At 66.7% G+C, this 13,032-nt stretch carries 18 protein-coding genes; all 18 read left to right on the forward strand.

The window, feature by feature from the left end; translation table 11 throughout:
* Positions 1 to 4: 4 nt before the first annotated feature.
* The 18 genes from VOI27_RS00925 (at position 5) to VOI27_RS01010 (ending at position 13,028) form a co-directional block, all read left to right on the forward strand.
* A complete protein-coding gene (locus VOI27_RS00925) occupies positions 5 to 430 on the forward strand; it encodes an ASCH domain-containing protein (RefSeq protein WP_323763397.1) in 426 nt (141 codons plus the stop codon).
* Positions 423 to 2,366 carry an acetyl/propionyl/methylcrotonyl-CoA carboxylase subunit alpha gene (locus VOI27_RS00930; protein WP_323763398.1) on the forward strand — a complete coding sequence of 648 codons (1,944 nt, stop codon included), beginning with the start codon at positions 423 to 425 and terminating at the stop codon, positions 2,364 to 2,366. The genes VOI27_RS00925 and VOI27_RS00930 overlap by 8 nt, the downstream gene beginning before the upstream one ends.
* Positions 2,363 to 3,025, forward strand: a complete 663-nt coding sequence (locus VOI27_RS00935) for a glutathione S-transferase family protein (protein ID WP_323763399.1) — start codon at positions 2,363 to 2,365, stop codon at positions 3,023 to 3,025. The genes VOI27_RS00930 and VOI27_RS00935 overlap by 4 nt, the downstream gene beginning before the upstream one ends.
* Positions 3,022 to 3,888, forward strand: a complete 867-nt coding sequence (locus VOI27_RS00940; RefSeq protein ID WP_323763400.1) for a hydroxymethylglutaryl-CoA lyase — start codon at positions 3,022 to 3,024, stop codon at positions 3,886 to 3,888. The genes VOI27_RS00935 and VOI27_RS00940 overlap by 4 nt, the downstream gene beginning before the upstream one ends.
* Entirely contained in the window at positions 3,881 to 4,660 is a 780-nt protein-coding gene (locus VOI27_RS00945; RefSeq protein WP_323763401.1) for a crotonase/enoyl-CoA hydratase family protein, read from the forward strand. The genes VOI27_RS00940 and VOI27_RS00945 overlap by 8 nt, the downstream gene beginning before the upstream one ends.
* A 293-nt stretch (positions 4,661 to 4,953) precedes the next feature.
* Positions 4,954 to 5,319, forward strand: a complete 366-nt coding sequence (locus tag VOI27_RS00950; RefSeq protein WP_323763402.1) for an NADH-quinone oxidoreductase subunit A — start codon at positions 4,954 to 4,956, stop codon at positions 5,317 to 5,319.
* A 122-nt stretch (positions 5,320 to 5,441) separates the two neighbouring features.
* A complete protein-coding gene (locus VOI27_RS00955) occupies positions 5,442 to 5,918 on the forward strand; it encodes an NADH-quinone oxidoreductase subunit B family protein (protein ID WP_323763492.1) in 477 nt (158 codons plus the stop codon).
* A gap of 9 nt (positions 5,919 to 5,927) precedes the next feature.
* The gene (locus tag VOI27_RS00960) at positions 5,928 to 6,557 is read left to right on the forward strand and encodes an NADH-quinone oxidoreductase subunit C (RefSeq protein ID WP_323763403.1); all 630 of its coding nucleotides are present in this window, start codon (positions 5,928 to 5,930) and stop codon (positions 6,555 to 6,557) included.
* A complete protein-coding gene (locus VOI27_RS00965; protein WP_323763404.1) occupies positions 6,557 to 6,730 on the forward strand; it encodes a hypothetical protein in 174 nt (57 codons plus the stop codon). The genes VOI27_RS00960 and VOI27_RS00965 overlap by 1 nt, the downstream gene beginning before the upstream one ends.
* Positions 6,731 to 6,732: 2 nt before the next feature.
* Positions 6,733 to 7,962 (forward strand): NADH-quinone oxidoreductase subunit D, encoded by a 1,230-nt coding sequence (locus VOI27_RS00970; protein WP_323763493.1) that lies wholly within the window; start codon positions 6,733 to 6,735, stop codon positions 7,960 to 7,962.
* On the forward strand, positions 7,959 to 8,249 hold the full coding sequence (locus tag VOI27_RS00975; RefSeq protein WP_323763405.1) for a hypothetical protein: 291 nt from the start codon (positions 7,959 to 7,961) through the stop codon (positions 8,247 to 8,249). The genes VOI27_RS00970 and VOI27_RS00975 overlap by 4 nt, the downstream gene beginning before the upstream one ends.
* Before the next feature lie 34 nt (positions 8,250 to 8,283).
* A complete protein-coding gene (locus VOI27_RS00980; RefSeq protein ID WP_323763406.1) occupies positions 8,284 to 8,838 on the forward strand; it encodes a hypothetical protein in 555 nt (184 codons plus the stop codon).
* On the forward strand, positions 8,838 to 10,121 hold the full coding sequence (locus VOI27_RS00985; protein WP_323763407.1) for an NADH-quinone oxidoreductase subunit E: 1,284 nt from the start codon (positions 8,838 to 8,840) through the stop codon (positions 10,119 to 10,121). The genes VOI27_RS00980 and VOI27_RS00985 overlap by 1 nt, the downstream gene beginning before the upstream one ends.
* 43 nt (positions 10,122 to 10,164) lie before the next feature.
* The gene (locus VOI27_RS00990) at positions 10,165 to 10,746 is read left to right on the forward strand and encodes a hypothetical protein (RefSeq protein WP_323763408.1); all 582 of its coding nucleotides are present in this window, start codon (positions 10,165 to 10,167) and stop codon (positions 10,744 to 10,746) included.
* Positions 10,747 to 10,756: 10 nt separating this feature from the next.
* Complete coding sequence (locus tag VOI27_RS00995; RefSeq protein ID WP_323763409.1) at positions 10,757 to 10,975, forward strand: DUF5337 domain-containing protein; 219 nt, start codon at positions 10,757 to 10,759, stop codon at positions 10,973 to 10,975.
* Positions 10,976 to 10,990: 15 nt separating this feature from the next.
* Positions 10,991 to 12,289, forward strand: coding sequence for an NADH-quinone oxidoreductase subunit NuoF (nuoF, locus tag VOI27_RS01000; RefSeq protein ID WP_323763410.1), 1,299 nt, complete (start codon positions 10,991 to 10,993; stop codon positions 12,287 to 12,289).
* A 5-nt stretch (positions 12,290 to 12,294) separates the two neighbouring features.
* Positions 12,295 to 12,636, forward strand: a complete 342-nt coding sequence (locus VOI27_RS01005) for a hypothetical protein (RefSeq protein WP_323763411.1) — start codon at positions 12,295 to 12,297, stop codon at positions 12,634 to 12,636.
* On the forward strand, positions 12,633 to 13,028 hold the full coding sequence (locus VOI27_RS01010; protein WP_323763412.1) for a DUF5333 domain-containing protein: 396 nt from the start codon (positions 12,633 to 12,635) through the stop codon (positions 13,026 to 13,028). Before VOI27_RS01005 ends, VOI27_RS01010 begins: the two co-directional genes overlap by 4 nt.
* Positions 13,029 to 13,032: the final 4 nt, after the last annotated feature.

Genomic DNA, 13,032 nt, shown 5'->3' on the forward strand with positions numbered 1-13,032 from the left:
TGCAATGAACCTTGAACAAGCCAAGGCCCGCTATCCCGGCGCCACGACATTCACCTTCGGCGACAGCGCAGCGCTTTGCACCGAGTTGCTGGCGCTGGTGCGCTCCGGGCGCAAGACCGCCACCTGCGGCGCCTTGCGGGAGTTTCAGGAGGGCGGCGAGACCCTGCCCGAGCTCGGACGCCGGGACATCGCGCTCGACTGGGCGGGCCGCCCGGCGCTGGTGATCGAGACCCTGGACCTGCGCCAGTGCCGCTTTGACGAGGTTGAGGCCGATTTCGCCATGGCCGAGGGCGAGAGCGCGGATCTGCCCGGCTGGCAGCGCGACCATCGCGCCTATTTCGAACGCAACGGTGGCTGGAGCCCGGACATGCTGCTTGTCTGCGAACGGTTCCGGCTGGTCGAAGATTTTCTGGGAGAAACCGATGTTTGACACGATCCTGATCGCAAACCGGGGCGAGATCGCCTGTCGGGTGATGAAGACGGCGCAATCGCTGGGCGTGCGCTGCGTGGCGGTCTATTCCGAGGCGGACGCAGGCGCGGCGCATGTGGCGATGGCCGATGCGGCGCGCTGCATCGGGCCGGCGGCGGTGGCCGAAAGCTATCTGCGCGGCGACAAGATCATCGAGGTTGCGCTGGCCGAGGGCGCGCAGGCGATCCACCCGGGCTACGGGTTTCTCAGCGAGAACCCGGAGTTTGTCGAGGCGGTGGAAGCGGCGGGGCTGACCTTCATCGGTCCTTCGGCCAAGGCAATCCGGGCGATGGGGCTGAAGGATGCGGCGAAAAAGCTCATGGAAGAGGCCGGGGTGCCGGTTGTGCCGGGCTATCACGGCGCCTCGCAGGACGGGCTGGCGGCGCGCGCCGACGAAATCGGCTATCCGGTTCTGATCAAGGCGGTCGCGGGCGGCGGCGGCAAGGGGATGCGGCTGGTGGAGCAGCCGGGCGAATTCGAGCGCGCTCTGGAGAGCGCGCGGGCCGAGGCGCGCACCGCCTTTGGCAATGATGCGGTGCTGATCGAGAAATTCGTCAGCCAGCCGCGGCACATCGAGGTGCAGGTCTTTGGCGACGGCGAAAGCGCGGTGCATCTCTTTGAGCGCGACTGTTCGCTGCAGCGCCGTCACCAGAAGGTGATCGAGGAGGCGCCGGCGCCCGGCATGACCGAGGAGATGCGCGCCGCCATGGGGCAGGCGGCGGTGCGCGCGGCCGAGGCGATCGGCTACAGCGGCGCCGGGACAGTGGAGTTCATCGTCGATGGCTCTGGCGGGCTGCGCGCCGATGGCTTCTGGTTCATGGAGATGAACACCCGGTTGCAGGTCGAGCATCCGGTCACCGAGATGATCACCGGCGTCGATCTGGTGGAATGGCAGCTGCGGGTGGCGGCGGGCGAGCGCCTGCCGGCGCGGCAGGAGGATCTGTCGATCGACGGTCATGCCTTCGAGGCGCGGCTCTATGCCGAGGATGTGCCGGCTGGCTTCCTGCCGGCGACCGGGCGGTTGACGCATCTGGCCTTTCCCGAAGGTGCGCGGGCCGATACCGGGGTGCGCGCGGGCGATGAGATCAGCCCGTGGTACGACCCGATGATCGCCAAGTTGATCACCCATGGGCCGACCCGCGAGATCGCGCTGAAGCGCCTGCGGCAAGCCCTGGCGCGCACCGAGGTGGCGGGCTCGGTCACCAACCTCGCTTTCCTCGGCGCGCTGGCGGGGCACGCGGGCTTCGGCCGCGGCGAGGTGGATACCGGGCTGATCGGGCGCGAGATCGCGCAGCTTACCGAGGTGCCCGCAGACAATCCGGCGGCGCTGGCGCAGGCGGCGCTGGTCGAGGCCGGTCTCTGGGAGGGGGACGATTGGGCAACCGGGTTTACGCTTTGGCAACCTTTGGCGCGCACTCTGGTGCTGGACGAAGGCGAGACACGCCATGCGCTGCGGTTGATGAGCCGGGGGCCCGCGGCCTGCGACGTCGAGATCGGTGACCGGGTGATCGCGGCGCGGCGCGGCCCCGGCGGCTGGACTCTGGACGGCCGGGCGGCCTGGCCCTTTGCGGTGGCGGGCGACGTGGTGACGGTGTTTGCCGATTATGGCCGCGCCTACCGGGTGATCCGGGCGCTCGACAGGGCGGCCGGGGCGGCGAGCGATGCCTCTGTGATCGAGGCGCCGATGCCGGGAATGGTGCAGAAGGTCGATGTTACTGCCGGTCAGGAGGTGCAGGCGGGCGACCGGCTGGCGGTGCTCGAGGCGATGAAGATGGAACACGCGCTCACCGCGCCGCGCGATGGCGTGGTGGCCGAGGTGCTGGTGGCGGCCGGCGCGCAGGTCGAGGCCGGGGCGGCGCTGATCCGGCTGGCCGAGGATGACGAGGCGGCGGCATGATCCGGCTGCATCACGTGCCGCTGGGCCGGTCGTTCCGGGTGCTCTGGCTGATGGAGGAGCTGGGGCTCGATTTCGAGGTCTCCTATTACTCGATCCGCGATGGCTCGATGCGGACAGAGGCGTTTCGCGCGCTGTCGCCGGCTGGCCGGGTGCCGGCGCTTGAATATGGCGATGAGGTGCTGTTCGAAAGCGGCGCGATCCTGCAGTGGCTCTGCGAGCAGCATCCCGAGCCAAGGCTGCAACCGGGGCCGGGCGCGGCGGACCGGGCGCGCTACCTCGAGTTCATCGGCTATTCCGAGACCATGGGCTGCCTTGTCGAGAACCTCAATCTCAACCGGGTCTTCCTGCGCGATCCGGCAGAGGCCTCGCCCACGGTGATCAAGCTGCTGACCGCGCGGCTGCGCGCGGCGCTGGCGGCGATGGAGGCGCGCTGGGACCGGGAGTATTGCCTCGCCTCCGGCTTTTCCGCGGCGGACATCATGTTCTCCTACGGGTTCGAGCTGGCGCGCTACTACGTGCGGTTCGACGAGTTCCCGCGGCTGCAGGCCTATTGGGACCGGTTGAAGGAGCGGCCGGGCTATCAGCGGGCCAAGGCGCGCGATGGTGAGCAGGACCTCTATGACCGCGACTTCTATCCGTTGGAGGAGGTGAGCGCATGAGCAGGTCTGTCGAGATATTCGAGGTCGGCCCGCGCGACGGGTTGCAGAACGAAAAGCGCCGGATCTCGACGGCGGAAAAGATCGCGCTGGTCGACTGCCTCAGCCGGGCCGGGTTTCGCCGCATCGAATGCGCCAGTTTCGTGAGCCCGAAATGGGTGCCGCAGATGGCGGACTCGGGCGATGTGCTGGCCGGGATCACCCGCGCCCAAGGGGTGTCCTATGCCGCGCTCACGCCCAACATGCGCGGGCTCGAGGGGGCGATTGCGGCGCGGGCCGACGAGGTGGCGATCTTCGGTTCGGCCTCCGAGGGGTTCTCCAAGGCCAATATCAACGCGACCATCGCCGAGAGCCTCGAGCGCTTCCGGCCGGTGGCCGAGGCGGCGCAGGCGCGGGGCTTGCCGGTCAGGGGCTATGTCTCCTGCGTGGTGGAGTGTCCCTATGACGGGCCGGTGCCGCCCGAGGACGTGGCGCGGGTGGCGCGGGCGCTGCTGGACATGGGCTGCTACGAGATCTCGCTCGGCGACACCATCGGGCGGGCCACACCGGAGGGGATCACCGCGATGCTGGAGGCGGTGACAGAGCAGGTGCCGGCAGAAAAGCTGGCAGGTCATTACCACGACACCGCCGGGCGCGCGCTCGACAATATTGAGGCGTCGCTGGCGAAGGGCCTCAGGGTCTTTGACGCGGCGGTCGGGGGCCTTGGCGGCTGTCCCTACGCGCCGGGCGCGGCCGGCAATGTGGCGACCGAGGCGGTGGCCGACCGGCTGGCAAGCTTGGGCTACGAGACCGGGCTGAAACGCGATGTGATCGACGCGGCGGCCGGGATGGCGCGGCGGATGCGGCAGGAGAGAGACGATGTATGAGACGGTGAGGATCGAGACCGACGACCGCGGTGTCGCCACGCTCTGGCTGGCGCGGAGCGAGAAGCACAACGCCATGTCGGCGCAGATGCTGGCCGATCTGGTGGCCGCGGCCGAGGCGCTGGGCGCGGATGACGCGGTGCGCGTGGTGGTGCTGGCGGCGGAGGGCAAGAGCTTTTGCGCCGGTGGCGATCTTGGCTGGATGCGCGCGCAGTTCGAGATGGACGCGGCGACGCGCCGGCGCGAGAGCGCCAAGCTCTCGACCATGCTGCAGGCGCTCGACACCCTGCCGAAACCGCTGATTGGCCGGGTGCAGGGCAACAGTTTTGGCGGCGGCATGGGGCTGATGGCGGTCTGTGATGCGGTGATCGCCAGCGAGACGGCGAAATTCGGTTTCACCGAGACCCGGCTGGGGCTGATCCCGGCCAATATCGGGCCCTTCGTGCTCAAGCGCATGGGGCCGGCGATGGCGCGGCGGGTCTTCATGTCGGCGCGGATTTTTGGCGCGGACGAAGCGGTAGCGCTGGGGCTGGTCGCCAGCGCGGTGCCCGAGGCCGAACTGGACGCGGCGGTCGAGGCCGAGGTGGCGCCTTACCTCTCCTGCGCGCCGGGCGCGGTGCGCGAGGCCAAGGCGCTGATCCGGGCGCTGGGCGGCGGGGTCGGCCAGGAGGAGATGGATTTCGCCGCCGGCGCACTGGCCGAGCGCTGGGAGAGCGCCGAGGCGCAGGAGGGCATTGCCGCGTTCTTCGACAAGCGCAAGCCCGGCTGGGCCTGAGGCGGAGGGCGCGGCCCCGGATCGGGTCCGGGGCGGTGGCGATTGCGGGGCAGGGCGGGGCGGCCTGTCAGCTCACGCCCTGTTAGCGCATGACACCTTGCCTGAGTGACAGGCACGATACCCGATGAAATCGCCCGGAAACCCCTAGATTTCGGGCGATTAATGACTCGAGCTAATATTGCGAATATCTCTCGGGTGGATTGACCCCCTTGGGCGGCAGCGATAAACCCGGAACAAGCCCAGCGAGCCATTTGAGCGCACGCCCGACCTGCGTGCTGAAAGGAGCCTGCCCCGTGGAAGAGATGCTCAGGGAATATCTCCCCATTCTCGTCTTTCTCGCCGTCGCCGTCGGACTTGGCATTGTCCTCATCCTGGCCGCCGTGATCCTCGCCGTCCGCAACCCCGACCCGGAAAAGGTCTCGGCCTACGAATGCGGCTTCAACGCCTTCGATGATGCGCGGATGAAGTTCGACGTGCGGTTCTACCTGGTGTCGATCCTGTTCATCATCTTCGACCTCGAGATCGCCTTCCTTTTCCCCTGGGCGGTCAGCTTCCGCGACATCTCGATGGTGGGGTTCTGGTCGATGATGGTGTTCCTTGCAGTGCTCACCATCGGCTTTGCCTATGAATGGAAGAAGGGGGCGCTGGAATGGCAGTGAACCAAACACCCGAGGCGGATGTCACCGAGGTGCAGGGCATGGGCCCGCAGCACGACCGGGTGAAATCCGGCCCCTCGGCGCTGGCGCCGCTCGATACCTCTGACCTGCCGGCCGGCACCGAGATGCTGAATGCCGAGCTGCAGGACAAGGGCTTCCTGCTGACCTCGACCGAGGACATCATCAACTGGGCGCGCACCGGCAGCCTGCACTGGATGACCTTTGGTCTGGCCTGCTGCGCGGTCGAGATGATGCATACCTCGATGCCGCGCTATGACGCCGAGCGCTTCGGCATCGCGCCGCGCGCCAGCCCGCGCCAGTCCGACGTGATGATCGTGGCCGGCACGCTGACCAACAAGATGGCCCCGGCGCTGCGCAAGGTCTATGACCAGATGCCAGAGCCGCGCTACGTGATCTCGATGGGATCATGTGCCAATGGCGGCGGCTATTACCACTACAGCTATTCCGTGGTGCGCGGCTGCGACCGGATCGTGCCGGTCGACATCTACGTGCCGGGCTGCCCGCCGACGGCCGAGGCGCTGCTCTATGGCCTGATGCAGCTGCAACGCAAGATCCGCCGCACCGGCACGATCACAAGGTAGGGGACCGCGATGACCGCAGCACTGAAAGAGCTTGGCGCGCATATCGAGCTGAAACGCCCCGACTGCGTTCTCGGATGGTCGGTCGACCATGACGAGCTCACCATCAACGTGGCGCCGGCCAACCTGACCGGGCTGGTGGAATTCCTGCGCAGCGATCCGAACTGCCAGTTCTCGTCGCTGGTCGACATCACCGCGGTGGATTATCCCGAGCGGCAGAAGCGTTTCGACGTGGTCTATCACTTCCTGTCGATGTACCAGAACCACCGTATCCGCCTGCGCCTGTCGATCCGCGAAGAGGCGATGGTGCCCTCGATCACCGGCATTCACCCCTCGGCCAACTGGTTCGAGCGCGAGGTGTTCGACATGTTCGGCATCCTGTTCTCGGGCCACCCGGACCTGCGCCGCATCCTCACCGACTACGGCTTTCGCGGCTTCCCGCTGCGCAAGGATTTCCCGACCACCGGCTACACCGAGGTGCGCTACGACGAGGCGCTCAAACGCGTGGTCTACGAGCCGGTGAACCTGGTTCAGGAATACCGGCAGTTCGATTTCATGAGTCCCTGGGAGGGTGCCGAGTATATCCTGCCCGGCGATGACAAGACTGCGCCGGACGGCCATGTCAGCAAGGAGGCCAAGTGATGGGCACGCTGATCTGGATCGTCATGGCGGTGCTGACCATCATTCCGATGATGAAACTGCTGCCGCATTTCGGCTATGACAAGCTCTGGGCGCTGGCCTGCATCATCCCGCTCGGCACCTTGATCCTGCTGTGGCTTATGGCCACCAAGCTTCAGGAAATGGAGAAGCGCTGATGATGGACGGCTCGAAATTCGACGACGGCAGCACCGACGCCCTGTCCGGCGAACAGAAAATCCGCAACTTCAACATCAACTTCGGCCCGCAACACCCTGCGGCGCACGGGGTTCTGCGGCTGGTGCTCGAGCTTGACGGCGAGATCGTCGAGCGTTGCGACCCGCATATCGGCCTGCTGCACCGTGGCACCGAGAAGCTGATGGAGAGCCGGACCTACCTGCAGAACCTGCCGTATTTCGACCGGCTCGACTATGTAGCGCCGATGAACCAGGAACACGCCTGGTGTCTCGCCATCGAGAAGCTGACCGGCGTCGAGGTGCCGCGCCGCGCCTCGCTGATCCGGGTGCTCTATTCCGAGATCGGCCGCATCCTCAACCACCTGCTGAACGTCACGACGCAGGCGATGGACGTGGGCGCGCTGACCCCGCCGCTCTGGGGGTTCGAGGAACGCGAGAAGCTGATGGTGTTCTACGAGCGGGCCTGCGGCGCGCGGCTGCACGCGGCCTATTTCCGGCCCGGCGGCGTGCATCAGGACCTGCCCCCGGACCTGCTCGATGATATCGAGACCTGGGCGCAGAAGTTTCCCGTCGTGCTGAGCGATATCGACGGTTTGTTGACCGAGAACCGCATCTTCAAGCAGCGCAACGCCGATATTGGTGTGATCACCGAGGAAGACATTCTCGAATGGGGCTTTTCCGGCGTCATGGTCCGCGGCTCGGGGCTGGCCTGGGACCTGCGCCGCGCGCAACCCTATGAATGCTACGACGAATTCGACTTCCAGATCCCGGTGGGCAAGAACGGCGACTGCTATGACCGCTACCTCGTCCGCATGGAGGAGATGCGCCAGTCGCTGAAGATCATCCACCAGGCGATCGAGAAGCTGCGCGCTCCCGAGGGGCAGGGCGACATTCTTGCACGGGGCAAGATCACCCCGCCGTCGCGGACCGAGATGAAGACCTCGATGGAAGCGCTGATCCACCATTTCAAGCTCTATACCGAGGGCTTCCATGTGCCGCCGGGTGAGGTCTATGCCGCGGTCGAGGCGCCCAAGGGCGAGTTCGGCGTCTACCTTGTGGCCGACGGCACCAACAAGCCCTACCGTGCCAAGCTGCGCGCGCCGGGCTTTTTGCATCTGCAGGCGATGGACTATGTGGCCACCGGCCACCAGTTGGCCGACGTGGCGGCGATCATCGGCACGATGGACGTGGTCTTCGGGGAGATCGACCGGTGAAGACAGGACGTTACGGGCTTTTCCTTATCCTCGCACCGGCTCTGGCCGGCTGCATGGCGCTGCCACCGCAGGGCACCGGGGTCGAGGACCTTGCGGCCTATGATGCCGCTGTCGCGACGCTAGGCTGCCAGTTGGTCAGCGAGGCCGATTACGGCGCGCTCGAGTTCCAGGCCGGTCTGACCCGTGAACAGGCCATTGCCATTACCGAGCAGAAGCTGGCCCGCGACGAGGCGCTGCGGCTGGAAAGCGGCGGCGTGCGGCTGATCTCGGGGAGCTGCACTGCATGAGGCTGACGCCGCGGGCATATCGGGGGCAGGGCGCATGAGCGGGACCGGCACGCCGCGTCCGGCGCGGGATCCCTCGACCACCGTTCTGGCGGCCTCGACGCTGGTGGCGGCGCTGTTTGTCGCGGTGCAGGCGTGGTATGCTCGGACCTCCTTTGTCGAGGCCTCGGAAACCCGCTTTCTGGAACGCAAGCTCGACATCTGCTTCGACAACTTCGACGACGCCGCCGAGCTTGACCGGGTGCTGCGCGCCGCGGTGCCCGAGATGCTGACACAGGAGGTCTGGCCGCCGCAGGTGGCGGTCGAGACGCCCGAGCGGCTGGCGCTGTTCCACCGCGAGGTGGTGCCGAAACTCGATGCGCTCGATGCCGGGCTGACCAAGGCCAGCGTGCTGGAAAGCCTCGACAAATACCGGGCCTACCTGGCCCAGAAACTCCGCGGCCTGTCAAAACGGCTGAGGGATGTCTCGCCGGGCGATCTGAGCCCCGAGAACACGGATACACAAGCGGTCTTTGCCGCGCTGAGCGAATTTCTGGGTGGTCAGTACCAGGTCCTGACCGGTTGCCGCCTGGTTGCGGAAGGAAAAGCCTGATGCTGCGACGTCTCTACCCTGATCAACCCGAAAGCTTTGCCTTTACCGAGGCCAATCTGGCCTGGGCCGAAGCGCAGGTGACGAAATACCCCGAGGGCCGCCAGGCCAGCGCCGTGATCCCGATCCTGTGGCGCGCCCAGGAGCAGGAGGGCTGGCTGACCCGGCCGGCCATCGAACATGTCGCCGACATGCTGGGCATGGCCTATATCCGGGTGCTGGAAGTGGCGTCGTTCTACTTCATGTTCCAGCTGCAACCGGTTGGATCGCTTGCACATATCCAGGTCTGCGGCACCACGTCCTGCATGATCTGCGGCGCCGAGGACCTGATCGGCGTCTGCCGCGAGAAAATTGCCCCTGCGGCGCACCAGCTCTCGGAGGATGGGCGGTTCTCCTGGGAAGAGGTGGAATGCCTGGGCGCCTGCGCCAATGCGCCGATGGCGCAGATCGGCAAGGACTATTACGAGGACCTGACGACCGAGCGCCTGGCCGAGATCATCGACGAGCTGGCGGCCGGCAAGGTGCCGGTACCGGGGCCGCAGAACGGGCGCTATACGTCGGAGCCGGCCGCGGGCCTGACCAGCCTTGCCGAGGGCAGCGACGACCGCCATCAGTACAACGCCTCGGCGCAGCTGGCGACGGATATTGGCGACACCATCAAGCGGATCGACGGCAGTGAGGTCGCACTGCGCGCGCCCTGGCAGCAGGGCGGCAACCACGACGACAAGCCGGCCAGCGTGACCACCCCGATGACCCCGCAGCCGCGCCCGTCGAAGGGCGATCCGGTCGATGAGACCGGCATCGACACGCGCGAGGCCCATGCCACCACCAAGGGCCACCCGATCTCGTCGCGGTCGCCCGAGACCGAGGCCGAGGCGGCCGGCCATCCGACCGAGGATGTCGAGAACGTCACCGCCGATGACTCCGGTGACAGCTCTGACAGCACGCCCGACAAGGCGCCCGAGCCCGCAAGGGCGCAGGCCGCCCCCGAGGGCGAGGCGGTCACCGTCGGCCAGCGCCCTCAGGCGCTTGAGGGTCCGCGCGACGGCAAGGGCGATGACCTCAAGAAGATCAAGGGCATCGGTCCCAAGCTCGAAAAGATGTGCCATCGGCTGGGGTTCTATCATTTCGACCAGATTGCCAACTGGTCCGAGGAAGAGGTCGCCTGGGTCGATCACAACCTCGAAGGCTTCAAGGGGCGGGTGAGCCGCGACGACTGGATGTCTCAGGCCAAGGTCCTGGCCGAAGGTGGCGAGACTGACACCGCCACCCGTGATAAGGAGTGAGATGTTTCGCAACATCGACACCAGTGAGACGGGAGTGAGAGCCATGGCCGGGATGACACAGGGAAAATGCCGCAGCATCTGCTGGAAAGGCGCCGCCGGAGCCGGGGCGCTGCTTTTCGTGCTGTTGTTCCTGACCACCGGGCTCGGGTTTTTCAGCGCCCTGTTGACCGGCCTGATCGGCTATGGCGTGATGGGGGTCGGCCTGACCCGCCTGGTCTGCGGCGACAGCCGTGACGGCCCGGTCAGCCGCAGCGCCGCCGCCGCAAGCACCAGCACCGCGGCCGCCCCCGCGGGAACCGGCGTGGCCCCGACCCCGCAGCCCGCGCCCGAACCGGCCCCCGAGGTCGCGCAACAGCCGCGGGCCGTGCGCGTGTCGCCCTCTGCGCCGCTGGCGGGAGAGGCGGAACTGGCCGGCCGCAAGGGCAGCTACCGCTATGAGGGCACACCGAAGCCCGCAAGGGCCGAGGAGGCCGGACCGGCCGAAGAGGCCCCCGCGAAACCGGCCCCGGCTGCAGCTCCGGCGGCACCGACCCGGCCATTGATCACCCCCTCGGCCGTTCTGGCCGGCGAGGCAGAACTGAGCACACGCAAGGGCAGCTGGCGCTACGAGCCCGGCCGCCGCTGAGGAAGTGGGCATGACACGCGAGACCGAACAGCAGATCGCACGGCAGGGGCGCGTCACCGCGCTGGTGATTGCCGGCACCATGCTGGCCTGGCTCGCGGCCCAGTTTATCGGGCCCAGGATCGGTCTGGCGGGGCGCTATGCGCTCTTGATCGATCTGCTGGCCCTGGCGGCGTTCATCTGGGCGTTCGTCAATATCTATCAGATCTGGCGCAAGCGTCAGGGCAATTAAAAGGTGGCATCGCACATGCTCGAGGATCAGGACCGGATCTTTACCAACATCTACGGGATGCATGACCGGACGCTGGACGGCGCCAAGAAGCGCGGCCACTGGGATGGCACGTCGGACATCATCGGCAAGGGCCGCGACTGGATCATCGACCAGATGAAGGCGAGCGGATTGCGCGGTCGTGGCGGCGCGGGCTTTCCCACGGGTCTCAAGTGGTCCTTCATGCCCAAGGAAAGCGACGGCCGCCCTGCCTATCTGGTGGTCAACGCCGACGAATCCGAGCCCGGCACCTGCAAGGACCGCGAGATCATGCGCCATGATCCGCATACGCTGATCGAAGGCTGCCTGATTGCCAGCTTCGCGATGCAGGCCCATGCCTGCTATATCTACATCCGGGGCGAATACATCCGCGAGCGCGAGGCGCTGCAAATCGCCATCGACGAGGCCTATGATGCCGGTCTGGTGGGCCGCAACGCCTCCGGCTCGGGCTGGGATTTCGACATCTACCTGACCCACGGCGCCGGCGCCTATATCTGTGGCGAGGAAACCGCCCTGATCGAGAGCCTCGAAGGCAAGAAGGGCATGCCCCGGATGAAGCCACCGTTCCCGGCCGGCGCCGGCCTCTACGGCTGCCCGACCACGGTGAACAACGTCGAATCCATCGCGGTGGTGCCGACCATCCTGCGCCGCGGGCCGGAATGGTTCGCCGGGTTTGGCCGCGCCAACAACGCCGGTACCAAGCTGTTTGCCGTCTCGGGCCATGTGGAAAACCCCTGCGTCGTCGAAGAGGCGATGTCGATCTCCTTCGAAGAGCTGATCGACAAGCACTGCGGCGGCATCCGCGGCGGCTGGAACAACCTGCTGGCGGTGATCCCCGGCGGCTCTTCCGTGCCCTGCGTGCGCGGCGAGCACATGAAGGACGCGATCATGGACTTCGATTACCTGCGCAACGAGCTGGGCTCCGGCCTCGGCACCGCGGCGGTGATCGTGATGGACAAGCAGACCGACATCATCAAGGCGATCTGGCGGCTGTCGAAGTTCTACAAGCACGAAAGCTGCGGCCAGTGCACGCCCTGCCGCGAGGGCACCGGCTGGATGATGCGGGTGATGGACCGGCTGGTGCGCGGCGAGGCCGAGGTCGAGGAGATCGACATGCTGTTCGACGTCACCAAGCAGGTCGAGGGCCATACCATCTGCGCGCTTGGCGATGCCGCGGCCTGGCCGATCCAGGGTCTGATCAAGAACTTCCGCGAGGAGATCGAGGATCGGATCAAGGCAAAGAAGACCGGCCGCATGGGCGCGATGGCGGCGGAATGAGAGCGATGAAGCCGCAGGCCCTCCTCCTTCTTCTTGCCGGTCTCGGGCTTTCCGCCTGCGGCGGCGTGACGGATTTCTTTTCCTCGAAAAGCGTCACCTTCGACGGCGTCGATTTCCGCGGCAGGGCCGAGACCGCCGACACATCCGACCGGCGGGATTTCATTGCCAGCGCCGGCCCGGCCGCGCGCAGCGCCGCGGGCGTGCGCGAAGCGGTGCGCTATCAGGGGACGCGCTATTGCATCCTCAATTTCGGCGTCTCCGATATTGCCTGGGAGGTCTCTCCAGAGGCAGAGGTGCTGCCAATGGACGGTGACAAGGTCGTGCTGAAAGGACGGTGTCTGACATGAAACGTTTTGGTATCGTGATGCTCCTCGCGCTGGCCGGCCCCGCGCTGGCACTGCCGTCCCTGGCGACGGTCAAGCCGATCAACGACGGCCTGCGCGCGGTGATGATCGCCGATCAGATCCGCATTGCCTGCCCGACGATGGGTGCGCGGATGATTGCCGGATGGTCCTTCATCCGCTCGCTTGAGGCGCAGGCCCGCGACATGGGCTACAGCGCCGAGGCGATCGAGGAGTTCGTCGAGAGCAAGTCCGAGCGCAAGCGGCTTGAGGGCGAGGCCGCGGCCTATATGAAGGCGCGCGGCGTGGTCGGCGGCCAGCCCGAGACCTATTGCGCGCTGGGACGTGAAGAGATCGAGAAGGGCAGCCAGATCGGTGCCTTTCTGAAAGCGAAGTGAGAGC

Origin of the sequence: Marinovum sp. (genome assembly GCF_034669705.1) — a bacterium.
Taxonomy (GTDB): domain Bacteria; phylum Pseudomonadota; class Alphaproteobacteria; order Rhodobacterales; family Rhodobacteraceae; genus Marinovum.

Coding starts and splice junctions, on each gene's coding strand:
- VOI27_RS00995 (WP_323763409.1), top strand. CDS start 10,757: ATGACACGCGAGACCGAACAGCAGATCGCACGGCAGGGGCGCGTCACC.
- VOI27_RS00965 (WP_323763404.1), top strand. CDS start 6,557: ATGGGCACGCTGATCTGGATCGTCATGGCGGTGCTGACCATCATTCCG.
- VOI27_RS00930 (WP_323763398.1), top strand. CDS start 423: ATGTTTGACACGATCCTGATCGCAAACCGGGGCGAGATCGCCTGTCGG.
- VOI27_RS00935 (WP_323763399.1), top strand. CDS start 2,363: ATGATCCGGCTGCATCACGTGCCGCTGGGCCGGTCGTTCCGGGTGCTC.
- VOI27_RS00970 (WP_323763493.1), top strand. CDS start 6,733: ATGGACGGCTCGAAATTCGACGACGGCAGCACCGACGCCCTGTCCGGC.
- VOI27_RS01010 (WP_323763412.1), top strand. CDS start 12,633: ATGAAACGTTTTGGTATCGTGATGCTCCTCGCGCTGGCCGGCCCCGCG.
- VOI27_RS00960 (WP_323763403.1), top strand. CDS start 5,928: ATGACCGCAGCACTGAAAGAGCTTGGCGCGCATATCGAGCTGAAACGC.
- VOI27_RS00925 (WP_323763397.1), top strand. CDS start 5: ATGAACCTTGAACAAGCCAAGGCCCGCTATCCCGGCGCCACGACATTC.
- VOI27_RS00945 (WP_323763401.1), top strand. CDS start 3,881: ATGTATGAGACGGTGAGGATCGAGACCGACGACCGCGGTGTCGCCACG.
- VOI27_RS00985 (WP_323763407.1), top strand. CDS start 8,838: ATGCTGCGACGTCTCTACCCTGATCAACCCGAAAGCTTTGCCTTTACC.
- VOI27_RS00955 (WP_323763492.1), top strand. CDS start 5,442: ATGCTGAATGCCGAGCTGCAGGACAAGGGCTTCCTGCTGACCTCGACC.
- VOI27_RS01005 (WP_323763411.1), top strand. CDS start 12,295: ATGAAGCCGCAGGCCCTCCTCCTTCTTCTTGCCGGTCTCGGGCTTTCC.
- VOI27_RS00940 (WP_323763400.1), top strand. CDS start 3,022: ATGAGCAGGTCTGTCGAGATATTCGAGGTCGGCCCGCGCGACGGGTTG.
- VOI27_RS00990 (WP_323763408.1), top strand. CDS start 10,165: ATGGCCGGGATGACACAGGGAAAATGCCGCAGCATCTGCTGGAAAGGC.
- VOI27_RS00980 (WP_323763406.1), top strand. CDS start 8,284: ATGAGCGGGACCGGCACGCCGCGTCCGGCGCGGGATCCCTCGACCACC.
- nuoF (WP_323763410.1), top strand. CDS start 10,991: ATGCTCGAGGATCAGGACCGGATCTTTACCAACATCTACGGGATGCAT.